Genomic DNA, 21,741 nt, shown 5'->3' with positions numbered 1-21,741 from the left:
CGCATGTGGTGCAACGAACAGAGCGCCACCGCCCGCGCGCCTACGATGGGTGAATCTCAGCCTCATCGAACAGGAGTACGGTTTGAATATTCAACGCTATCTGACCCCATTTTCCAACGTCGACGGCGAGGAGCTGATGATTGCAGCCGCTGCCGCCGCGATTACCTTCTTCGCCATTTTCGGCCTGTTGCGGCTGCTGCGCCGGCGCCTGTGCAAGCATGACGAAGCGGGCCGGCCGGATCGTCCGGCGGTGCAGCTGTTCAAGGAAACGCTGAACCGCACCAGCATGCTGGCGGTGCTGGTGGTGTCGCTGCTGGTCGGCCTGAAGATGCTGGAGCTGCCGCCGATCTGGGAGGAGCGCCTGGGCCACCTGTGGTTCATCGTGCTGGGCTTCCAGCTGGTGCTGTATCTGGACCGCGCGGCCACGCTGGGCGCGCGCCGCTACTTCCGCAACCACGCCGAGAATCCCGACTCGCCGACCACCGTCGCCAACACGCTGATGGTGTGGGCGCTGAAGACCACCGTGTGGGTGATCTTCATGCTGGCGGCACTGTCCAACCTGGGCATCAATGTCTCAGCGCTGGTGGCCAGCCTGGGTATCGGCGGTATCGCGGTGGCGCTGGCGGTGCAGAATGTGCTGGGCGATCTGTTTGCATCGCTGGCGATTGCGGTCGACAAGCCGTTTGAAGTGGGCGACTCGATCGCCATCACCAACGTTTCCGGCACGGTGGAGCATGTGGGCCTGAAGACCACGCGCATCCGCGCCGACAGCGGCGAACAGGTCGTCATCGGCAATGCGGAACTGCTGAAGAACCAGGTGCGCAACTACAAGCGCATGCAGAATCGCCGCGTGCAGTTCTCGCTGCGCATCAATCCGGCGACGCCGGCGGCGCTGGCGGCCAAGGTGCCGGACGCGCTGCGCGCCGTGGTCGAGCGCCAGCCGGACGTGCGCGCCGACCGCGTCCACCTGAAGTCCATCAGCCAGGACGCGCTGGAATATGAGCTGGTGTTCTACATTCTGAATTCATCGTATGCCAACTTCATGAACGCCCAGCAGGCGGTGCTGCTGGGCGCACTGGAAGTGTTCAGCGAATTGGGCGTGGACGCCAATGCGCCGACGCGCCGCCTGCTGTTCGAACGCGGCGCGGAGGCGGCCAACGAAGCGGCGCAACCGGAGCGCCGCGCGCAGGTCCGCCCGCATTAGGGTTTGAGTTTGACATCCTCGGCCTGGGCGTCCTGCATGGCTTCCGGCTCCAGCTCCTCGGCCGAGCGGTTCAGGTGAACGAAGACGCCCCATGCCGCCAGCATGACGCCGACGCTGCCGATCAGCGCGGCCACGTACAGCAGCTCCCTGACGTCTTCGTGCACCGCGTGGAAGGTCGCGACCAGGCCTTCGATCGCCAGCGCGACCACTACCACGACGAAGAACCGCGACAGGAAGCGCCGCACGCGCGTCGGCGCGCTGATGTCGGCGTCGCGCACCACCTCTTCCTCGACGATGGTTTCGGCGATTTGCAGGGCCACCACGGCGGCGGCCAGGATGCCGATCGCCTCGATCACCTCCTGCGCCGCCGTCAGCCCGTTATCGGCGCTCATCGCGTGCCAGCCCAGTTGCGCGCCGATGACGATCAGGAACAAAGCGCCGCCCGTAAATAACAAGGCGATCAGCGCGTGCACCACGCCAAACGCCAGCATCAGTTTTTTCATTGTCGATTCCCCCGCAGTTAATTGCTGGATTGTAGAGCGCGTTGCCTGTCCGAATCGTGCGCTAGGGCACATAGAATGTTCCTATAATTGCAATACTTATTAACTTTACAAGGCAATGCCATGCGAACTCTCCTTCTGCTGCTGGGCGCGGCCCTGACCTCTTCGGCGTATGCGGACATGCCGGCACAGGACACCGCCAAAGGCGGCAAGGACCATCCGCTCCTGTCGCGCTTTCCCGAGTCGAAACTGGTGGGGTATGACGCCAAGGAATTCGAGGAAGTGACGCTGCCCGCCGGCAAGCGCATTTTCGGCAAGGATCGCCAGTACAGTTTCCAGAACACGGCTGTCGTGGAAGGCAAGTACACCCGCCTCGCCTACAACTTCCCGCAAAGCCGTTCCGACGTCGAAGTGATGCGCAACTACCAGGGCGCGCTGGAAAAGGCCGGCCTCAAAACCGTATTCACCTGCGCCAAGGAAGCCTGCGGCGACGAATTCGGCGGCTACCTTCAAAGCAAACAACTGAGCAGTAATTTCATCGACGGCGGCCAGCAATACGAACCATTCATCTACGGCGCGCGCGATGGCCGCTACCTGCTGGCCAAGGGCACGACCAGCGACGGCACGCTGGTGCACGTCGCCGTGTGGGTGGTGCCATCGGTGCAGAAGCGCAATGGCGGTCTTTATCTGCAGATCGTCGAGGGCAAGCCGATGGAGACGGACAAAGTCAGCGTCAATCTGAACGCGGCGGATATGGCGAAGAGCATCGCATCGGAGGGCAAGGTGGCGGTGTACGGGGTCTACTTCGATACCGACAAGAGCGACGTCAAGCCGGACTCCAAGGCGGCCCTGGGCGAGATGGCCAAGCTGCTGCAACAGAACCCGCAGCTGAAGGTGTACGTGGTCGGCCACACCGACAACCAGGGCGCGCTGGCGCACAATGCCGACCTGTCGCAGAAGCGCGCCGACGCCGTGGTCAAGGCGCTTGCCACCGACTACAAGATCGATGGCAAGCGCCTCGCCGCCAAGGGCGTGGCCTCCTATGCCCCGGTGGCTTCCAACGACGCCGAAGCGGGACGCGAGAAGAACCGCCGCGTGGAGCTGGTCAAGCAGTAGTCAGCCGGTGGTGCGGAACCAGCTGACCAGCACCGAAATGGTCAGCACCGACACCACCGTCGACACCAGGATGCTGCCGGCGATGCCGCCCGCTTCGCGCTTGTACATTTGCGCCAGCATGAACGGCCCGGTACCGGTCGGCAGCGCGGCCAGCACCACGGCCAGGCCGGTCATGGACGGCGACAGGTGGAATACATATTCCGCCAGCAGCCAGGTCAACGCCGGCTGGCCGACCAGCTTGAGCCCCACCTGCGCGCTCAACGCCGGAATCTGCGGCCGGCCGCGCTGGTCGGCGATGAACAATCCCAGCGACACCAGCGCGCACGGGCTGGCCGCATGCGCCAGCAGCGACAGGAAGCGATCCGCCCCCTCCGGCAGCGGCGGCGCAAAGCCGGCGTACAGCGCGCCGAGCACGGGCGACAGCAGCATGGGATTCTGCGCCAGCGACCAGCCGACCTTGCGCAATATGCCGGCGATGCTGCCGCCCTCATTGACGCCCAGTTCCACCACCGTCACCGCAATGCCGAACAACACGCACACCGTCAGGATCGAGGTGATCGTCGCCGGCATCATGCTCGACGGCCCGAACGCCGCCATCGCCAGCGGAAAGCCGATGAAGCCGACGTTGGCATAGGCGGCGTTCAGCCCTGCCAGGCTGGCGTCGGCCAGCGCGCCGCCGCGCATGCGGCTCACCGCCACCGTCACCGCGTACACCGCGCCGCTGGCCAGGCCGAAGGCGGCGATGAAGCCCGGCTGATCCAGCTGCTTCCAGCTCGACTTGGCCATGATCTGGAACAGCAGCGCCGGCATGCCGAGATAGACCACGAAGCGGTTCATCTCGAACGCGCCGGCCGCGCCCATCCAGCCGCGCACGCGCGCCAGCCAGCCGACGCCGATCAGCGCGAAGATCGGCAGCACGATGGAAAACAGAACCTGCACGTTATCCCTTCCAGCCGAGCAGGAAGTCCAGCAGCGCTTCGTTGACGAGCTGCGGTTGTTCCTCCTGCGGCAGGTGGCCGGACTGCGGAATCGATACGGTGCGCAGGTCGCTGGCCATCTCGGCCCAGACCTGCTTCATGTCGAACATCTTGCCGACGGCGTGGAAGTCCTCGCCCCACATGGACAAGGTCGGGCAGGCGATCTTGACGTCCTCGTCGACCTTGTCCTGCGCCACGTCTTCGGCGATCGCGCGGTAGTCGGACATGGCGCCGCGCAGCGCGCCCGGACGGCGGTAGGCCTCGACGTAGGTGTCGAAGGCCTTGCCTTCGATGGCCAGCGGGTTGTAGCACCAGTCCGAGAACAGATGGCGCAGCCACAGGTCTTCGCGGCCGGCGATCAGCGCTTCCGGCAGGTCCGGCACCTGGTTGAAGATGAAGAACCAGTAGGACTTGGCCAGCGCCGGCGAGAACTCGCGCGCCACGATACGGGTCGGCACATTGTCCATCACCACCAGGCGGTCCAGCAGTTCCGGATGATCCTTGGCGAAGCGCGTGGCCACGCGCGCGCCGCGGTCGTGGCCCACCAGCGCGATCTTCGGAATCTCCAGCACCTTCAGCAGCTCCACCAGATCGTTCGCCATATTGCGCTTGTCGTAGCCGCCAGCCGGCTTGTCGGTCTCACCGTAGCCGCGCAGGTCCGGCGCGATGACGCGGTAGTGCTTGGCCAGTTCGGGAATCTGGAAGCGCCACGCGAAGTTCGTCTCCGGGAAGCCGTGCAGCAGCACCACCGGCGCGCCCTTGCCCGCCTCCAGGTAATGCTGGCGGATGCCGTTCGCCTGCACGGTATGGTGTTTGATTTCGATGCTCATAAAGTCCTCGCGGTTGAATAGTCATGCGATTAAATCAGTCCTGCGGGTGAACCGACACTATCTTTGGATGAGCACTTTTGGCAGAGGAAGAACGCATGGTCGCGGCCTACACTGCACCGCATTGACAGCTTTGCAAGGCAGGAAAACACATGACCGAGTCTCATCCTCTCAAGCGGCGCGACTTCCTGCGCGGCGCGGCAGGCGTGGCGCTGGCCTCCGGCATGGCGGCCGCCGGCGGCGCCGCGCCTGAAGCCAAGGCCTATGTGCCGGCGTATTTCACGCCCGCCGAATGGGCCTTCATCAACGCGGCGGTGGACCGCCTGATACCCGATGACGGCAATGGCCCCGGCGGCGTGGCCGCAGGCGTGCCGGTATTCCTCGACAAGCAGATGCAGCTCCCCTACGGCTACGGCGCCTACTGGTATATGCAAGGGCCCTTCCATCCCGAAGCGCCGCCGACGCTGGGCTACCAGCTGCGCCAGACGCCGCGCGAGTTGTACCGCGCCGGCATCGCCCTGATCGATCGCGCCGCGGCGCACGCGCACGGCAAACCCTTCGCCCAGCTGGACGCTGCACAGCGCGACGCGCTGCTGACGCAGGCCGATGGCGGCCACCTGCAGGAAGACGGCACGATGGCGGCCGCCTTCTTCGCGCTGCTGCTGCGGAACACACGCGAAGGCTTCTTCGCCGATCCCATCTACGGCGGCAACAAGCAGATGGCGGCCTGGAAAATGGTCGGCTTTCCCGGCGCGCGCGCCGACTTCACCGATTTCATCGACCAGCAGGGACGCAAATATCCCTACGGCCCGGTGTCCATCGACGGATCGCGGGGCTGACCATGAAACCAGTAGATGCAGTCATCATCGGTTACGGCTGGACCGGCGCCATCATGGCCAAGGAACTGACCGACGCCGGCCTGTCGGTGCTGGTGCTGGAGCGCGGCCCGGAGCGCGACACCGCGACCGACTTCGACTACCCGCGCATCGCGGATGAACTGAAATACGCCGTGCGCGGCGACCTGTGGCAGCCGCTGGCCGGCGAAACCGTCACCGTGCGCCACAAGCCGGGCGAGATCGCCGTGCCGTATCGCCAGTATGGCTCCTTCATCCTCGGCACCGGCACCGGCGGCGCCGGCGCGCACTGGAACGGCCAGCAGTGGCGCGCCTCGCCCAACGACCTGCGCATCCGCAGCGTGTACGAGGAACGCTACGGCAAGAAGTTCATCCCGGACGACATGACGATCCAGGACTACGGCATCAGCTTCGAGGAGCTGGAACCGTACTTCGACCACTTCGAAAAAGTGACCGGCGTGGCCGGCACCGCCGGCGGCAATCCCTACGAGGGCAAGCGCAGCAACCCGTTCCCGCAGCAGCCGCTGGCGCCCATCCTCAGTTCCCAGCTGTTTGCCGAGGCCGCGCGGGAACTGGGCTACCAGCCGTTCGCCGTGCCGGCCGCGAACAGCACCGCCGCCTACACCAATCCCTACGGCGTGCGCATGGGACCGTGCAACCTGTGCGGCTTCTGCGAGGGCTTCGGCTGCTTCCTGTATTCGAAGGCGGCGCCGCAGACCACCATCATCCCCATTCTGAAGGGCCGCAACAATCTCAAGGTGCTTCACAACGCCTACGTCACCCGCATCCTGCTCGACGGCAGCGGCAAGCTGGCCACCGGCGTGCGCTACATCGACGCCAACGGCAAGCAGGTCGACCAGCCGGCGGCGATGGTGGTGCTGGCCAGCTTCCAGCTGAATAATGTGCGCATGCTGCTGTTGTCCGGCATCGGCAAGCCTTACGATCCGGTCACCGGCAAGGGCGTGGTGGGCAAGAACTACGCGTACCAGATGGTCAGCAGCACCACCGCGTTCTTCGACGAGAGCGTCAACATGAATCCCTTCATGGGCGCGGGAGCGGCCGGCCAGCAGGCCATCGACGACTACAACGCCGACCACTTCGACCACAGCAAGCATGGCTTCGTCGGCGGCGCGATGATCTTCGCCGGCGCCACCGGCGGCCGGCCCATCGTGCAGATGCCCCTGCCGCCGGACGCGCCGCGCTGGGGCAGCGGCTGGAAAAGCGCCGTGCGCAAGCACTATGCGCACACCAGCTCCGTCGCCACCATGGGTTCCGTCATGTCCTACCGCGACCGCTACCTGGACCTGGACCCGACCTACCGCGACGCCCACGGCGTGCCGCTGCTGCGCATGACCTTCGACTGGCATCCGAACGAATACAAGATGACCGCCTTCACCTCGGCGCGGGCGGCGGAAATCGTCACCGCCATGAAGCCGCAACGGATGTCGCAGCGCATCCTGAAGCCGGGCGACAGCTACGACGTGCGCGTCTACCAGTCCACCCACAACACGGGCGGCGCCATCATCGGCACCAATCCGTCCAACAGTGTGCTGAACCGGTATTCGCAATGCTGGGACGTGCCGAATGTGTTCGTGTTCGGCGCCTCGTCCTTCCCGCAGAACATCGGCTACAACCCGACCGGCCTGGTGGCGGCGCTGACCTACTTCGCCGCCGCCAAGATCCGGTCCACTTACCTGAAAACCGGCGGAGCACTGGTACACGCATGAACAAACGTAACCTCTTTATCGGCGCCGGTGCGGTAGTGGTCATCGGCCTGCTGACGGTGATCAGCGCCACCCGCTGGTCCGACGCGCGCGCCGGCGCGCATCCGCAGGCATCGGCCGCCAGCGCCGAAATGATCGCGCGCGGCGCCTACTTGGCGCGCGTTGGCGATTGCGCCGCCTGCCACAGCGTGCAGGGACAGCCGCCCTATTCCGGCGGCCTGCGCATGGAAACGCCGATCGGCGCCATCTACACCAGCAACATCACGCCGGACCGCCAGCACGGCATCGGCAACTACACGCTGGCCGACTTCGACCGCGCGCTGCGCTACGGCGTCGCCAACGGCCATACGCTGTATCCGGCCATGCCGTACAGCGCCTATTCCAGCACCACGCCCGAAGACGTGGCCGCGCTGTACGCCTACTTCACGCGCGAAGTACGGCCGGCCGCCGTGCCTCGGCGCGAGAACGAGATACCATTCCCGCTCTCGATGCGCTGGCCGCTGACCATCTGGCGCCTGGCCTTCGCTCCCGAGCCGCGCGCCTTCCAGCTGAAAACCGACGACGCCATGCTGCGGCGTGGCGCCTACATAGTCGAAGGCCTGGGCCATTGCGGCGATTGTCACACGCCGCGCGGTCCCGCATTGCAGGTGCGCGCACTGGGCGCAGCCGGCGGACCTGCCTACCTGTCCGGCGCCATGATCGACGGCTGGCATGCGCCCAGCCTGCGCAATGGCGACAGCACCACCATCGGCGCCTGGAGCGAGGCGGATATCGCCCAGTTCCTGCGCACCGGCACCAACCGCCACGGCATCGCTTTCGCTTCGATGAACGAGGTGATCGCCAACAGCACGCAATTCCTCAGCGCCGAGGATGCGGCGGCGGCGGCGCACTTCCTCAAGTCGCTGACCGATCCGACCAGCGGCAAGGGCGCGTATGCCTACGATCCCGCCGTCAGCCAGTCGCTGCGCAACGGCGACGCCAGCGCGCGCGGCGCCCAGCTCTATCTGGACAACTGCGCCGCCTGCCATCGCCCGGACGGCAAGGGCTACGAAGGTGTGTTCCCGGCGCTGGCCGGCAATCCGGTGGTGACGGCCGCGCCGCCCGACTCCGTCATCCGCATCATCCTGGAAGGGATGACGACGGCGCGCACCGCCGGCACGCCGGCGCAATTCAGCATGCCGTCGTTCGCGCGGCGCCTGAGCGACCAGGAGGTGGCCGATGTCGCCACCTTCGTGCGCGACAGCTGGGGCAACCGGGGCGCGCCGGTGGCAGCGACCGACGTCAAGCGCCGGGCGACGGCGCGCGAGGAAGCCAAACCTTAGCCCGGTTTGCCGTCGACGCGGGCACGCGACAGATACGGCACGTAGACCACCGCATAGGCGATGAAGGCGGCGGTCCAGCACACGGCGCTGGCGATCAGCAGCAGGCCATGCTGCGTGTCATGGCCAAGCGCCGAGGCCACGCGCGCTACTGCGCTCAACTGGATCAGGATGAACATCGCGCGTTCCGCGCGGCCGGCCTTCAGCGGACGGCCGGTGTGGCCCAGCGTGGTGCGCGTGATCATGCCGAGTATCAGGCCGGCCATCGAGCCGACCGTCAGCGCATGGAAGCCGGCGCTGGCGCTCACCCACTGCCAGCGCGACAACGCCAGCAGCACCAGCCCCGCCGCGATCCACGCATAGGATAGATGCATGATCCACAGCAGCGGCACCGACAGCGTGCGCAGCGCCTGCCAGCGCCACAGCCGCACCAGCACCAGGGCTGCCGCAGCCAGGGCGACCGGCGCAAACAGCCAGCCCGGCAGACCTGCCACCCAGCTCACCGCCGTGGCGGCGATCAGCAGCAGCGACAGCCGATCCAGCCTGGGTTGCACCAGCGGCGTGGCGCCCGGCGCGCCATTGCGGGTGAACATGGGGATGATGCGCGTGCCGATGGCCGCTTCCATCATCACGATCATCAATATCGCCGCCTGTACCGGCGCGGTGGGCGCCACGGCCAGCCAGCCCAGCGCGATCGCGTGGAATACGCCGTTCGCCAGCGCCATCAATCCCAGCAGGCCGACGAGGAAGTAATTGCGCCTGTTGTTCGCCTTCCGCATCACGCGAAACAGCGGCCAGGCGGCGGCGGGCAGGAACAGCCAGTCGATGACGGCGGCGGCCAGCGGCGGCGCGACCAGCATCGCCACGCGTCCCGCCAACCACAGGGCCACCAGCGCGGCCAGCCTGCCGCGCACCGGGGTCCAGAAGCCGGTCCAGTTGTAGCCGGCGGTGTAGAGAAAGCCCACCACCACCGCAGCCGCCATGCCGAACACCATCTCGTGCATATGCCAGTTGAAGCCGACGTGCAGGCCCTGCGGCAGCACGCCGAAATACTGCGCCATCCACAGGGGAACCGCCAGCGCGGCAAAGATCGCGGCCACCATGTAAAAAGGACGGAAGCCGAGGCGCCATAGGGGGTGGCCGGCCAGCGTGCGCGTGGGTTCGTCGATGCGGAGCAGTGTCATGATTCGCTTTCCTTGGTAATGAACCTTATTGTGAGCGCTGTCAACGAGTGAGTGAAGTGGCACGTCCGATATTCATAACATGGATCAAGAAAATCGCAGATACGTGACGCAGTTGCGGACATGCTGCGCTAGGCTAGCGCCATGCTTCATTATTCTGAAAGGACTGCTATGCAAATCACTGTACTCAATATCGACGGTATGGAGGGCGAAGCATGCGCCGACAAGATCACCCAGCTGCTGACCAATATCGACGGCGTCAGTGACGTGCGCGTCTCGCTGCGGGACGGGCTGGCCAGCGTGAAGCTGGATGAATCGCTGGTGTCGCCGCGCACCATTGCGCGCGGACTGGCCGCAGCCGGCTACCCTGCCGTGGCGGCGAGCCAAGCGCCGAAAGATGGCGGTTGTTGCGGTGGCTGCTGTGGTGGCTGACGGTTGAACAGCGGCGCTTCAGGCGCCGTTTTGTTTGCGGTGTTCGACCGCAAAGACGGCCGCCTGCACGCGACTGGTCAGTTTCAGTTTCTTCAATACGCTCTGCACGTGAATCTTAACCGTGCTTTCCGCCACGTCCAGAATGCGCGCGATTCCCTTGTTGCTCTCGCCCCGCGCCAGGCAGTCGAGAATATCGCGCTCGCGCGGAGTCAGCTTGTCCAGCTCCGACGCAGCAGGCGGCGCGGAGCCGCTTTGCAACTGCGCCACCAGCTTGGCCGTCATCGCTTCGGCCACCACCGTCTCGCCGGCGGCCGCGCGGCGAATGGCGCGCGTCAGATAATCGGTGTCGATATTCTTCAGCAGGTAGCCGCTGGCGCCGGCCTTCAGCGCGATGCTCAGGTCTTCCGCATCCTCGGACACGGTCAGCATGACAATCGCGCTGTCCGGGCAGTCCTGCAGCATCAGCTGCAAGGTCTCCACGCCCGACATGCCGGGCATGTTCAGGTCCAGCAGCACCACCTGCGGCTTGAGCTGCTGTGCGCGCTTGACGCCTTCAAAGCCGTCGGCCGCCTCGCCCACCACCAGGAATTCCGGGCTGCGTTGCAGCAGCGAGCGTATGCCGCTGCGGAACAGAGTGTGATCGTCGACCAGCAGCACGGTGATCTGGTTTTCTGCGCTATCCATGTTTTCCTCTATGTGTTTATGCGGCGCGGCGCTGGGTGCGCGGCAGGTGCAGCACCACCTCGGTGCCCTCGCCCGCCGCTGACTTCAGCTGCAACTGCGCGTCGATGCGCTGTGCGCGCTCGCGCATGATATTGATGCCGACGTGGGCGTCGCCCAGCGTCTCCAGCTTGCGCACGTCAAAGCCGTGGCCATTGTCCTTGATGCTGAGCGTGAAATCCTGGTCATCGGCCAGGCGTATGCGCACTTGGCTGGCCGAGGCGTGCTTGCGCACATTCGACAGCGCTTCCTGCACGATGAACAGCAATTGCAGCTGGTGCTCGCGCGGGAATGGCGCGCCGTCGCTGTCGGCGTCGAAGTCCACCGCGATACCGCTCTGGCGGCGGAATTTGTCCACCACCGTTTCCAGCGACGACACCAGCGTCCCCTCCTGCAGCCGCGTGCGGAAGTTGTGCAGCAGTTCGCGCACGTCCTGATAGCTTTCATCGACGCCGGCGCGCAGGGCAGGTACGATGCTGTCTACTTCGTCGAAGCGCTTCTGCTTCAGCGACTGTTCCAGCATCTGCACTTGCAGGTTCAGGAAATTGAGGCCTTGCGCGATGCTGTCGTGCAGTCCTTGCGCCACCAGGTTGCGTTCCTCCGAGATCGCAAGTTCTCGCTCGCGCACTTGCAGACGCTGGTTTTCGATGGCGGTGCCGAGCAGTTGCCCAAGCGTTTCCAGAAGCGCCGTCTGCGCGGAGGTGAACACGGTCGTCTTGCGGAAGTGCAGATTGAAGAAGCCCAGGTACTGGCGCTGCGCGAAAATGTGGAAGATCGAAATCGTCGCGAAACCTTCGCGATGACATTGCAGGTTATGGCTGTCCTTGTGCCGGCGCAGGTCATGAATGACCGCCAGCTTGCTGACCACCGCTTCGCCGCACAGGCAATCACCCACCTTCAGGCAGCGTTCCGACTCCACCAGCTGTTCGGACATACCCTGATGAACCAGCATGTGGAGGTTGTTGCGGTTCGGGTCCAGCACGCGCACGGAACCGCCGTCGGCGCCGAAATATTCGCTGATGCGTTGCAGGAAGCCCTTGCACATGGCCTCCGCCGATTGCGGCTGCTGAAGGAAGGCGGCGCTGTCATACAGCAGTGCCAGTTCGCGGTTCTGGTGTTCCAGCTCGGAAGTCTTGGTCTGCACGCGCTGTTCAAGGTTGGCGTAGGAGTCCTGCAGCTTGTCGGCCATCTGGTTGAAGCCGCGCGCCAGCATGCCAAATTCGTCGTTGCTCTCGACAGGAAGGCGCGCGCTAAAATCCTGTTCGCGCATGCGTTCCAGTCCGCCCTGCAGGCGCGTGACCGGCGCCACGATCATATCGAACAACAGGTAGATGATGCTGACGGTGCCGATCAATGCAAGGCCCAGTAGCGTCAGCTGCGAAGCGCGCAACCAGAGGGTGCGGCTTTCGCTGTCGCGCTCAATGCGCTGCACCAGTTGGTCGACGCGCTGCACAAAGCGTTCGGTAAGCTGCTGCACCGCATACGATGCACCAGACGGCGCCGGACCGGTCGCCAGGAATGCCTGCGCCTGCGGCGCCAGCGCCTCGCGCCACTCTTTCTGCACTTCGCCATAAGCGCTGCGGATGATGGAAGTGGGCGGCAGGAACAGCGGCCGTTGCGGATCGCCCTGCTGCAGCAGCGCCAGCGTGCCATCAATGCGCTGCACCTGCGCGCGCAGCCGTGCGACGGCCTCGGCATGATCGGAGCCGTTGGCCACGCGGCCGGCCAGCATCGCCAGCTTGTAGCTTTCCATGCGCAGGCTGCCGGCGACGTTAATCGCGGCGGCGCTGCCTTCCAGCTGCCATGACAGCAGCAGCGTCGAGCCAATCACCAGCAAGGCCACCGCGAGAAAGCTGAGCAGCAGCCCGACGATGCGTGTCGACAGGTTTTGCCAGCTAGCGAAGAGAGCCGGTTTCAATGATTTCTCCATTTGGTAACCGCGCCAGTATACACGGATGGCTTAACCGCCCGTCTGCGACATGAAGCGGACGATCTTTTCCGGCTGGCGGCCGAAGTCGTGTTCCGACGGCTTCAGTTCCACCGCCTCGCGTATCGCATGCTCCAGTTCCGCATCGGGGGCGCCGCCGCGCAGCAACGGCCGCAGCGGATATTGCACTTCCTGGCCAAGGCACAGATACAAGGTGCCATCCACCGACAGCCGCACACGGTTGCAAGTGGCGCAGAAATGCTGCGACATCGGCGTGATAAAGCCGATGCTGGCCATACCATCCTGCTTGGTCCAGTAGCGCGCCGGCCCGCCGCCCAGTTCCAGCGCCTGCGGCTTCAACCCGAATTTCGCGGCCAGCCGCAGCTGGATCGGAGCCAGGTTCAGGTAGGCCGTATTCTGGCCCGTTTCGCCCATCGGCATGACTTCGATCAGCCGCAGCACGAACTGCTGCTCGATGCAGAAGGCAGCCATGGCGTCGATTTCGGCGTCGTTCACGCCACGCATGGCCACCATGTTGATCTTGACCGGCGCCAGCCCGGCATCCTTCGCGGCCTGCAAGCCTTGCAGCACGATGGGCAGGCAGTCGCGCCCCGTGATGGTGGTCATGCAGTCACGGTCCAGCGTATCCAGGCTGACGTTGACGCGGGTGATGCCCGCCGCACGTAAGGCTTCGGCATGGCGGGCCAGCCGCGTGCCGTTGGTCGACAGCGACAAATCGCCCACGCCAGGCAGCGAAGACAGCCGCGACGCCAACTGTGGCAGATTGCGGCGGGTCAGCGGCTCGCCACCGGTGAGCCGCACGCGCGAGGTGCCGAGGCGCGCGAAAGCCGCCACCACGCGCTCGATTTCCGCAAAACTCAGCCAGTCAGGCGGATCTTCATAGCCTTTGAAGTCCTTGGGCATGCAGTAGGTACAGCGCAAATCGCAGCGATCCGTGACCGACACCCTGAGATAGTCGATCGATCGGCCAAACCGGTCGCTCAGCATTATTGCACCAGCGGAGAGTTGGCGCCTTCCAGCTCCACACCCTCGATATCGGCGCGGCCGACAAGGATGTGCAGATACTGGTGCAGGGCACGCTGCCACGACTGGCGTTGCAGCTCGTCGGCGATCTGCGCCTTCAAGGTGGCGAACGGGATCACTTCCCCCGCAACACGCCGCTGCGCCTGCACGATGTGCAGCCCAAACCGCGTCTCCAGCAGGCGGCCGGACAGTTCGCCCGGCTGCAGGCGGAACAGCAGCTCGTCGAACTCCGGCACGCACTGGCCGCGCGCCAGCTGCCCCAGGCTGCCACCAATGGCGCCCGACGGGCAATTGGAATATTGCGCGGCCAGTTCGGCGAAGCGCGCGGGCTGCGCCTGAAGCTCTGCGAGGATGGCCTCCGCCGTCTGCCGCATCAGCTCCAGCGGCGCCGCTGGCGTCACCTGAAACAGGATGTGACGCGCCTCCACCAGGTCGCCGCTGCGGAAGCGCTCCGCCTGCCCGATGTAGTAGCGCAGGCAGGCGTCGTCATCCGCCTGCGGCACCGTCACCTCGCACGCGAACAGCGCTTCGATACGCTCGTCCTCACCTTGGCCGGCGATGCCCAGCCGCGCCGCCTCGTCCAGCAGCACGCGGCGCAGCACCACTTCGTGCACCGCCTCACGCAGCGGGTTTTCCGCCTGTTGATGGTGCATGATTTCCGCTTCGATGGCGCTGTCGCTGATATCCACGCCGTTGACTGCAATACCCATGATCAGCTCCTTAACGCGAACGCACCAGTTGATAGGCGCGGGCCAGGTAAGTCACCGCACCGAATCCGCTCCACACATGCACCAGGCGGGTGAACGGGAATATGACGAACAACGACATGCCCATGAACAGGTGAATCTTGAAGATCAGCGGCGCGCCTTCAACGAACAGCGCCGCGTCGCCACGGAAGGTCACGACGTGCTGGGCCCAGGTCATCAGCAACACCATCATGTGACCATCCAGATGGCCGGCCGACACGAGAATCGACGACAGACCAAGCAGCAAGGTCGCCAGCAGCCAAAGCAGCACCAGCCTATCCTTGAAAGTGGTCTGGGCGCGAACGCGGCCGTTGCTGAAACGGCGCGCCAACAGCATCAGGAGACCCAGCAGGCACATGGAACCCATCACGCCGCCGGCCGTCATCGCCACCAGCTGCTTGAGGGTATGGCTGACGCCCAGCGCATCCCATACCCACACAGGCGTCAGCAAGCCAGCCGCGTGACCGAAGAGCAGACCCAGTATGCCGACGTGGAACAGCGGACTGCCGAGGCGCAGCATGCCGGTGTTGAGCGTCTGACTGGATTCGGATTTCCACGTGTACTGCTCGCGGTCGAAGCGCACCAGGCTGCCCACGAAGAAAATCGCCAGCGCGATGTAAGGGTAAATCCCGAACAGGAATTGATTCAGGTAGTTCATGGCGCTCTCCTTCAGTGACGCTGCGGCGCTGCCGCCTTGGGGTAAAAATTGACCGGATGCGCACCGCCGGCCAGCGGCGTGGATTTCAGCAGCGGTTCGATGCCGTCCGCACCGGGACCGAAGATCTCCAGCGCTTCGTCCATGTCGCGTACCGGTGGGCCGCTCAGTTCCTCGGCCTGTATCACCGTCTGTGTTTGCAGCAGTTCGAAAATGCAGGCATACGGGCTGCCGTTGGCGCGCAGCTTGCGGCCGATATGCGCCAGCACGTGGATGGCGTCACCCAGCAGGCGCTCCGCTTCTTCCGCTGTCTGCTGCGACAGGAACTCCAGGAACAGCGGCACATAGTCCGGCAGGTCGTCGCCCACCATTTGCAGGCCGTGACGGCTGTATTCGGCCATCAGGTCCACCATCGCCTGGCCACGGTCGCGCGACTCGCCATGGATATGTTCGAACAGATGCAGGGAATGCGACGGATTACGGTCGAACGTCATCACATACTGCTGCTGCAAATCGATCAGCGGTGCGCCGCCAATATGGGCGAACAGTTCCTGCAGCGTCGTGTGCCAATCGGGCAGCTCCTCCAGCAGCAGCTGGTTGAGCATCGTCTGCGACGACAGCAGCTCCGGCTCGGGATACAGCAACAGTGACGACAGCACTCGATAGCCCCGGTTAGACATCTGCGTTCTCCTGTTTCTTCCGCGACTTCGGCATCATCATGAAAATTTCCGAACCATGTTTGCGCTTTCCGAACAAGCTGGCGTCGCTGACGCCGTCCGAGCAACCATTGCCGAAGGTGAAGCCACAGCTGCCCTTCTCGTTGAAGCTGTCCTCCGCCATCTCCTTGTGACTGCTCGGGATGACGAAGCGGTCTTCATAATTGGCGATGGCCATGATGTGATACATGTCCTCCACGGTTGCCGCGTCGAGTCCGACCTGCTTCAGCACTTCCAGATCCGGCACGCCGTCGACGCTCTTGCTGCGCATGTAGGCGCGCATTGCCAGCATGCGGTCCAGCGCCTTGATCACCGGCGGCTGGTCGCCGGCGGTCAGCAGGTTGGCCAGGTACTGCACCGGAATGCGCAGGCTTTGCGTGTCCGGCAGGATGCCGTTCCTGCCCATGCGGCCGGATTCGGCGGCGGCCTGGATCGGCGACAGCGGCGGGATGTACCATACCATGGGCAAGGTGCGGTATTCGGGATGCAGCGGGAACGCCACCTTCCACTCGACCGCCATCTTGTAGACCGGCGAGCGCCTGGCCGATTCCAGCCACGAGTCGGGAATGCCCTGGCGGCGCGCCTCCTCGATCACTGCGGGATCGTGCGGATCGAGGAACATGTCCAACTGCGACGGATACAGGTCGCGCGGATCGGCCACCGAGGCGGCGGCTTCGATCTTGTCGGCGTCGTACAGCAGCACGCCGAGGTAGCGGATGCGGCCCACGCAAGTCTCCGAGCAAACGGTAGGCTGGCCGGCTTCGATACGCGGATAGCAGAAGGTGCACTTCTCCGCCTTGCCTGAAGACCAGTTGTAGTAGATCTTCTTGTACGGGCAACCGGAAATGCACATGCGCCATCCACGGCACTTGTCCTGATCGATCAACACAATGCCGTCATCTTCGCGCTTGTACACCGAACCGGATGGGCAGGATGCGACGCAGGCGGGGTTGAGGCAATGCTCGCAGAGGCGCGGCAGATACATCATGAAGGTGTTCTCGAACGTGCCGTACATTTCCTTCTGCACGTTCTCGAACAGCGTGTCCTTGCTGCGCTGGGCAAATTCGCCGCCCAGGTCATCCTCCCAATTCGGCCCCCACTCGATCTTCTCCATCTTCTTGCCGGTGATGACAGAAATCGGACGAGCGGTCGGCGGCGTCTCCACCAGCGGCGCATTTTGCAGGCGCTCGTAGTCGTAGGTGAACGGCTCGTAGTACTCGTCGATGTTTGGCAGGTTCGGATTGGCGAAGATCTGCGCCAGGATCTTCAGGCGGCTGCCCTGGCGCGGCTCGATCTTGCCGCTATCGGTGCGGCGCCAGCCGCCGTTCCACTTTGCCTGGTCTTCCCAATGCTTCGGATAACCGATGCCCGGCTTGGTCTCGACGTTGTTGAACCATGCGTATTCCACGCCGTCACGGCTGGTCCACACGTTCTTGCAGGTGACCGAGCAGGTGTGGCAACCGATACATTTGTCCAGGTTCAGCACCATGCCGATTTGTGCTCTGATCTTCATTCATTTGCTCCTTGCAGTGGGCCTTCCAGCCAATCGATCTTGTTCATCTTCCGCACCAACACGAATTCATCGCGGTTGGAACCCACCGTGCCGTAATAATTGAAGCCCCACGACAGCTGCGCATAACCGCCGATCATGTGGGTCGGCTTGGTGACGGCGCGCGTCACCGAGTTGTGGATGCCGCCACGCTTGCCCGACTGTTCCGATCCCGGCACGTTGATGATTTTTTCCTGCGCGTGATACATCAGCGTCATGCCCTCCGGCACCCGCTGGCTGACGATGGCGCGGGCGGTCAGCGTGCCGTTGACGTTGAAGACTTCGATCCAGTCGTTGTCGATGATGCCAGCGGCCTGCGCATCCACCTCCGACAGCCACACATGCGGCCCGCCGCGCGACAGCGTCAGCATGCGCAGGTTGTCCGAGTAGGTGGAGTGAATGCCCCACTTCTGGTGCGGCGTGATGAAGTTCAGCGCGATCTCCTTGTTGCCGTTGGGTGTCGCTCCCAGCATCGCCGTCGTGGTCTTGGTGTTGATGGCCGGTTTGTAGACGCACAAGCCTTCGCCAAAATCGCGCATCCAGCGGTGATCCTGGTAGAACTGCTGGCGCCCCGTCAGCGTGCGCCATGGGATCAGCTCATGCACGTTGGTGTAGCAGGCGTTGTAGCTGACTTCTTCCGACTCCAGGCCGGACCACGTCGGCGACGAGATGATCTTGCGCGGCTGCGCCTGCACGTCGCGGAAGCGGATGGTGTCGTGCTCGCGCGGCAGCGCCAGGTGCGTGTGGTCGCGGCCCGTGATTTTGGACAAAGCCTCCCAGGCCTTGACCGCCACGTGGCCATTGGTTTCCGGCGCCAGCGACAGGATCATCTCGGCCGCGTCGATGGCGGTGTCGAGGCGTGGTTGGCCCTTGGCGATACCTTCCTTGAGCACCGTGCGGTTGATGCCGCGCAGGACGTCGACTTCATGACCGGTCTTCCAGCCGATGCCCTTGCCGCCGTTGCCGATGGATTCCAGCAGCGGACCGATGGCGGTGAATTTCTGGTAGATCTGCGTGTAGTCGCGCTCCACCACCGTAAAGTTGGGCATGGTCTTGCCGGGAACCGGTTCGCACTCGCCGGCACGCCAGTCCTTCGGATCGAAGGGCTGGCCCAGTTCACCAGGGGTGTCGTGCATCAGCGGCGTCAGCACGATGTCCTGCTGCTTGCCGAGATAGGCGCCGCCGATTTCCTCGAACTTCTGTGCGATGCCCTTGTAGATCTCCCAGTCCGAGCGCGATTGCCACAGCGGCTGCACGGCTTCCGATAGCGGGTGAATGAACGGATGCATATCCGATGTATTCAGGTCGTCCTTCTCGTACCAGGTGGCTGTCGGCAGCACGATATCGCCGTACAAACAGGTGGTGGACATGCGGAAGTCCAGCACCACCAGCAGATCCAGCTTGCCTTCGGCGGCCGGCCGCACCTTGACATGCGTGGGCTTGATGCAGTTGTCCTCGTCGCTCATCAGCGCGTTCTGGGTGCCCAGCAGGTATTTCAGGAAGTACTCGTGGCCCTTGCCCGAGCTGCCCAGGATATTCGAGCGCCAGACGAACATGTTGCGCGGGAAGTTGGCCGGGTTGTCCGGATCGTCGCAGGAGAATTCCAGCTTGCCCTGCCTGATCTGCTCCACCGCATAGTCGACCGGCTTGACTCCTGCCGCCGCGGCGGCGCGCGTAACCTCCAGCGGATTGGTTTGCAGCTGCGGCGCCGACGGCAGCCAGCCGAGGCGCTCGGCCTTGGCGTTGTAGTCCAGCAGCGTCATGGGCGCGACGTCGGCGCCGGCGAACGGCGACGCGATTTCCTCGGTATGCAGCTTTTCGTGGCGCCATTGACTGGTGTGGTTGTAGAAGAAGGACGTGCCGTTCATCTGGCGCATCGGACGGTTCCAGTCCTGCGCGAAGGCCAGCGGCGTCCATCCGGTCTGCGGGCGCAACTTCTCCTGGCCCACATAGTGCGCCCAGCCGCCACCGGACTGGCCGATGCAGCCGCACATCATCAGCATGTTGATGATGCCGCGATAGGTCATGTCCATGTGATACCAGTGGTTCAGCGCCGCGCCGACGATGACCATGCTCTTGCCACGCGTTTTGTCGGCGTTCTCGGCGAACTGGCGCGCGACGGTGATGACGTCGGCCGCCTTGACGCCGGTGTGCTTCTCCTGCCAGGCCGGCGTGTACGGCACGTCGTCCTCGTAGCTGGTGGCGACGTTGCCGCCGCCGAGGCCACGGTCGATGCCGTAGTTGGCCATTGTCAGGTCGAACACGGTGGCCACCAGCGCGGTGGTGCCGTCGCCCAGCACCAGGCGCTTGACCGGCACGTTCCGCAGTAGCATATCGCTGGCGTCCTTGCCGCCGAAGTAAGGGAAGCCGACCGGCACCACATCGTCGCCGCAGCCCAGCAAGGACAGCTGCGGATCGACGGGCGCGCTGTTGCCGCCCTCCTTCATCTCCAGATTCCACTTGCCCGACTCGCCCCAGCGGAAGCCGATGGAACCGGCCGGCGCGACGATGCGGCCGCTGACTTCGTCGATCGCCAGGGTCTTCCACTCCGGATTATTGGTTTCATCCAGGTTGTCTGCCAGGTGCGAAGCGCGCAGGAAGTAGTCCGGCGCCAGCGTGCCGTTGTGGTCCTTCAGCAGTACCAGCATCGGAAAATCGGTGTACTGCTTGGCGTATTCCTTGAAGTACCGCGACTGCTGCGCGCTGTGGTATTCGTTGAGTATCACGTGGCCCATGGCCATCGCCAGCGCGGCATCGGTACCTTGTTTCGGCGCCAGCCAGATGTCGCCGAACTTGGCCATCTCGCCGAAGTCCGACGATACGGCGACGGTCTTGGTGCCCTTGTAGCGCACTTCGGTGTAGAAGTGGGCGTCCGGCGTGCGCGTCATCGGCACGTTGGAACCCCACACCATCAGGTAGGTGGAGTTGTACCAGTCGGCCGATTCCGGCACGTCGGTCTGCTCGCCCCATACCTGCGGACTGGCCGGCGGCAGATCGCAGTACCAGTCGTAGAAGCTCAGCGCCACGCCGCCAATCAGCGACAAATAGCGCGTGCCGGCGGCGTAGCTGACCATCGACATGGCGGGAATCGGCGAGAAGCCGACAATGCGGTCCGGCCCATACTTCTTGATGGTCAGCGCGTTGGCGGCAGCGATCATCTCGTTGGATTCATCCCAACTGGCGCGCACGAAGCCGCCCAGGCCGCGGATCGTTTTGTAACGCGCCGAGCGTTCGGGGTCCTGGCTGATGTATTCCCAGGCGGTGACAGGATCCATGGTCTTGCGCGCCTCGCGCCACATTTCCATCAGGCGACCGCGCACCATCGGATACTTGACGCGCTGTGCCGAATACACGTACCAGGAATAGCTGGCGCCCCGCGGGCAGCCGCGCGGCTCGTGGTTGGGCAGGTCCGGGCGGGTGCGCGGATAATCCGTTTGCTGGGTTTCCCAGGTAATCAGACCATTCTTCACATACACCTTCCAGCTGCACGACCCGGTGCAGTTGACGCCGTGCGTGGAGCGCACGATCTTGTCGTGCTGCCAGCGCTGGCGATAGGCGTTTTCCCAGGTACGGTCCTCGTTGACGACGGCGCCATGGCCGTCGGAGAACGTCGACGTGGTTTTGTTGAAGAACTTCAGGCGATCCAGAAAATGACTCATGCTACCTCCTCACTCTACGATGAGAGCAGTCTACGGAGGCCGGCGGCGCGAGGGAATCGGCAAGACGGCTGCGCGGCGCAGTGAGAAGGAGTAGCCCGACTAGTCCTAAATGACTAGACGACTAGGCGCAGGTGGCGCGGGCGCAGGCGTCCAGCAGCTGGCGGTAGCTGAGCTGCCCTGTACGATACGGATAAACGGCATGGCGGGCGTCCAGCCAGCGGCCGTCCGCACCCAGCACCAGGGCGGCGCGCACCAGGCCCGGTTGTTCCAGCGCGACCAGCTGGGTGAACATGGCCGATACGCTGCAATAGCGCAGCGTGCGTCCGCTGTCGTAGCGGATCTGCGCCTGCACCACGTTGCACGAGCCGTCGGCTGGCGGCAAGGCAGTGCCGCCTTCGCGGCCGTAGCCGTCGCACAGCACCACGGTCAACGTCAGCACGCCAAGCGCCGCCGCGAATCTTCCGGCGGTGCGGCGGTCGAATTGAGTTCGCATCGGAATTCCTTTCATTGCTCGGCCATTGTCCATGGCCGCGTCGCCAGAAATCCATGACGCAGATCAGGTTTATGCCACCTCGGCGTACTGCAAAAGAA

At 64.3% G+C, this 21,741-nt stretch carries 19 protein-coding genes; 6 read left to right on the top strand and 13 right to left on the bottom strand.

Features of this window, described 5'->3' with window-relative positions:
* Positions 1 to 82 precede the first annotated feature (82 nt).
* Positions 83 to 1,204, top strand: coding sequence for a mechanosensitive ion channel family protein (locus GJ695_RS10725; RefSeq protein ID WP_229260551.1), 1,122 nt, complete (start codon positions 83 to 85; stop codon positions 1,202 to 1,204).
* On the opposite strand, the gene GJ695_RS10720 is transcribed toward GJ695_RS10725, so the two are convergent.
* Entirely contained in the window at positions 1,201 to 1,707 is a 507-nt protein-coding gene (locus tag GJ695_RS10720; RefSeq protein WP_154364515.1) for a hypothetical protein, read from the bottom strand. The two genes, GJ695_RS10725 and GJ695_RS10720, sit on opposite strands and share 4 nt — an antisense overlap.
* A gap of 120 nt (positions 1,708 to 1,827) precedes the next feature.
* On the opposite strand from GJ695_RS10720, the gene GJ695_RS10715 reads away from it, so the two are divergent.
* The gene (locus tag GJ695_RS10715; RefSeq protein ID WP_154364513.1) at positions 1,828 to 2,820 is read left to right on the top strand and encodes an OmpA family protein; all 993 of its coding nucleotides are present in this window, start codon (positions 1,828 to 1,830) and stop codon (positions 2,818 to 2,820) included.
* Here the strand turns inward: GJ695_RS10715 and GJ695_RS10710 are convergent, their stop codons facing one another.
* Positions 2,821 to 3,759, bottom strand: coding sequence for an AEC family transporter (locus GJ695_RS10710; protein ID WP_371866517.1), 939 nt, complete (start codon positions 3,757 to 3,759; stop codon positions 2,821 to 2,823).
* 1 nt (position 3,760) lies between these two features.
* Complete coding sequence (locus tag GJ695_RS10705) at positions 3,761 to 4,627, bottom strand: alpha/beta fold hydrolase (protein WP_154364511.1); 867 nt, start codon at positions 4,625 to 4,627, stop codon at positions 3,761 to 3,763.
* Between the two features lie 149 nt (positions 4,628 to 4,776).
* Here GJ695_RS10705 and GJ695_RS10700 point away from each other — a divergent pair, with 149 nt between their 5' ends.
* Genes GJ695_RS10700 through GJ695_RS10690 form a run of 3 tightly spaced genes read left to right on the top strand, consistent with a single transcriptional unit; the run spans position 4,777 to position 8,524 of the window.
* Positions 4,777 to 5,463 (top strand): gluconate 2-dehydrogenase subunit 3 family protein, encoded by a 687-nt coding sequence (locus GJ695_RS10700; RefSeq protein WP_154364509.1) that lies wholly within the window; start codon positions 4,777 to 4,779, stop codon positions 5,461 to 5,463.
* A 2-nt stretch (positions 5,464 to 5,465) separates the two neighbouring features.
* Complete coding sequence (locus GJ695_RS10695; protein WP_154364507.1) at positions 5,466 to 7,205, top strand: GMC family oxidoreductase; 1,740 nt, start codon at positions 5,466 to 5,468, stop codon at positions 7,203 to 7,205.
* Entirely contained in the window at positions 7,202 to 8,524 is a 1,323-nt protein-coding gene (locus tag GJ695_RS10690; RefSeq protein WP_154364505.1) for a cytochrome c, read from the top strand. The genes GJ695_RS10695 and GJ695_RS10690 overlap by 4 nt, the downstream gene beginning before the upstream one ends.
* On the opposite strand, the gene GJ695_RS10685 is transcribed toward GJ695_RS10690, so the two are convergent.
* Complete coding sequence (locus GJ695_RS10685) at positions 8,521 to 9,705, bottom strand: NnrS family protein (protein ID WP_154364504.1); 1,185 nt, start codon at positions 9,703 to 9,705, stop codon at positions 8,521 to 8,523. The two genes, GJ695_RS10690 and GJ695_RS10685, sit on opposite strands and share 4 nt — an antisense overlap.
* A 168-nt stretch (positions 9,706 to 9,873) precedes the next feature.
* Between GJ695_RS10685 and GJ695_RS10680 the strand changes: the two genes are divergently transcribed.
* Positions 9,874 to 10,134, top strand: coding sequence for a heavy-metal-associated domain-containing protein (locus GJ695_RS10680; RefSeq protein WP_154364502.1), 261 nt, complete (start codon positions 9,874 to 9,876; stop codon positions 10,132 to 10,134).
* Positions 10,135 to 10,152: 18 nt separating this feature from the next.
* On the opposite strand, the gene GJ695_RS10675 is transcribed toward GJ695_RS10680, so the two are convergent.
* The 9 genes from GJ695_RS10675 to GJ695_RS10635 form a co-directional block, all read right to left on the bottom strand.
* Entirely contained in the window at positions 10,153 to 10,818 is a 666-nt protein-coding gene (locus GJ695_RS10675) for a response regulator (protein ID WP_154364500.1), read from the bottom strand.
* Positions 10,819 to 10,834: 16 nt separating this feature from the next.
* Complete coding sequence (locus GJ695_RS10670; RefSeq protein ID WP_154364498.1) at positions 10,835 to 12,784, bottom strand: type IV pili methyl-accepting chemotaxis transducer N-terminal domain-containing protein; 1,950 nt, start codon at positions 12,782 to 12,784, stop codon at positions 10,835 to 10,837.
* Positions 12,785 to 12,814: 30 nt separating this feature from the next.
* On the bottom strand, positions 12,815 to 13,789 hold the full coding sequence (gene moaA / locus GJ695_RS10665) for a GTP 3',8-cyclase MoaA (protein ID WP_154364497.1): 975 nt from the start codon (positions 13,787 to 13,789) through the stop codon (positions 12,815 to 12,817).
* Positions 13,789 to 14,535, bottom strand: a complete 747-nt coding sequence (locus tag GJ695_RS10660; protein WP_154364495.1) for a peptidylprolyl isomerase — start codon at positions 14,533 to 14,535, stop codon at positions 13,789 to 13,791. Before GJ695_RS10660 ends, moaA begins: the two co-directional genes overlap by 1 nt.
* Positions 14,536 to 14,545: 10 nt before the next feature.
* Positions 14,546 to 15,229: a respiratory nitrate reductase subunit gamma gene (gene narI, locus GJ695_RS10655; RefSeq protein ID WP_154364493.1), complete on the bottom strand. Its 684-nt coding sequence runs from the start codon at positions 15,227 to 15,229 to the stop codon at positions 14,546 to 14,548.
* Positions 15,230 to 15,240: 11 nt separating this feature from the next.
* Entirely contained in the window at positions 15,241 to 15,906 is a 666-nt protein-coding gene (gene narJ / locus GJ695_RS10650; protein WP_154364490.1) for a nitrate reductase molybdenum cofactor assembly chaperone, read from the bottom strand.
* Positions 15,899 to 17,455 (bottom strand): nitrate reductase subunit beta, encoded by a 1,557-nt coding sequence (gene narH / locus GJ695_RS10645; RefSeq protein ID WP_154364489.1) that lies wholly within the window; start codon positions 17,453 to 17,455, stop codon positions 15,899 to 15,901. Before narH ends, narJ begins: the two co-directional genes overlap by 8 nt.
* Positions 17,452 to 21,150 carry a nitrate reductase subunit alpha gene (locus GJ695_RS10640; RefSeq protein ID WP_154364487.1) on the bottom strand — a complete coding sequence of 1,233 codons (3,699 nt, stop codon included), beginning with the start codon at positions 21,148 to 21,150 and terminating at the stop codon, positions 17,452 to 17,454. The genes narH and GJ695_RS10640 overlap by 4 nt, the downstream gene beginning before the upstream one ends.
* A 121-nt stretch (positions 21,151 to 21,271) precedes the next feature.
* A complete protein-coding gene (locus GJ695_RS10635; protein ID WP_208023430.1) occupies positions 21,272 to 21,643 on the bottom strand; it encodes a hypothetical protein in 372 nt (123 codons plus the stop codon).
* Between the last annotated feature and the right edge of the window lie 98 nt (positions 21,644 to 21,741).

Origin of the sequence: Duganella alba, assembly GCF_009674495.1 — a bacterium.
Taxonomy (GTDB): Bacteria; Pseudomonadota; Gammaproteobacteria; order Burkholderiales; family Burkholderiaceae_D; genus Rugamonas; species Rugamonas alba.
This window is presented reverse-complemented; position numbering and strand designations above follow the sequence as displayed.

Bases quoted from the DNA above. Each gene is read 5' to 3' on its own strand.
- GJ695_RS10660 (WP_154364495.1), bottom strand. From the start codon at position 14,535: ATGGGTATTGCAGTCAACGGCGTGGATATCAGCGACAGCGCCATCGAA.
- GJ695_RS10635 (WP_208023430.1), bottom strand. From the start codon at position 21,643: ATGCGAACTCAATTCGACCGCCGCACCGCCGGAAGATTCGCGGCGGCG.
- GJ695_RS10700 (WP_154364509.1), top strand. From the start codon at position 4,777: ATGACCGAGTCTCATCCTCTCAAGCGGCGCGACTTCCTGCGCGGCGCG.
- GJ695_RS10675 (WP_154364500.1), bottom strand. From the start codon at position 10,818: ATGGATAGCGCAGAAAACCAGATCACCGTGCTGCTGGTCGACGATCAC.
- GJ695_RS10680 (WP_154364502.1), top strand. From the start codon at position 9,874: ATGCAAATCACTGTACTCAATATCGACGGTATGGAGGGCGAAGCATGC.
- GJ695_RS10690 (WP_154364505.1), top strand. From the start codon at position 7,202: ATGAACAAACGTAACCTCTTTATCGGCGCCGGTGCGGTAGTGGTCATC.
- GJ695_RS10695 (WP_154364507.1), top strand. From the start codon at position 5,466: ATGAAACCAGTAGATGCAGTCATCATCGGTTACGGCTGGACCGGCGCC.
- narJ (WP_154364490.1), bottom strand. From the start codon at position 15,906: ATGTCTAACCGGGGCTATCGAGTGCTGTCGTCACTGTTGCTGTATCCC.
- narI (WP_154364493.1), bottom strand. From the start codon at position 15,229: ATGAACTACCTGAATCAATTCCTGTTCGGGATTTACCCTTACATCGCG.
- GJ695_RS10670 (WP_154364498.1), bottom strand. From the start codon at position 12,784: ATGGAGAAATCATTGAAACCGGCTCTCTTCGCTAGCTGGCAAAACCTG.
- GJ695_RS10640 (WP_154364487.1), bottom strand. From the start codon at position 21,150: ATGAGTCATTTTCTGGATCGCCTGAAGTTCTTCAACAAAACCACGTCG.
- GJ695_RS10720 (WP_154364515.1), bottom strand. From the start codon at position 1,707: ATGAAAAAACTGATGCTGGCGTTTGGCGTGGTGCACGCGCTGATCGCC.
- GJ695_RS10685 (WP_154364504.1), bottom strand. From the start codon at position 9,705: ATGACACTGCTCCGCATCGACGAACCCACGCGCACGCTGGCCGGCCAC.
- GJ695_RS10715 (WP_154364513.1), top strand. From the start codon at position 1,828: ATGCGAACTCTCCTTCTGCTGCTGGGCGCGGCCCTGACCTCTTCGGCG.
- GJ695_RS10705 (WP_154364511.1), bottom strand. From the start codon at position 4,627: ATGAGCATCGAAATCAAACACCATACCGTGCAGGCGAACGGCATCCGC.
- narH (WP_154364489.1), bottom strand. From the start codon at position 17,455: ATGAAGATCAGAGCACAAATCGGCATGGTGCTGAACCTGGACAAATGT.
- moaA (WP_154364497.1), bottom strand. From the start codon at position 13,789: ATGCTGAGCGACCGGTTTGGCCGATCGATCGACTATCTCAGGGTGTCG.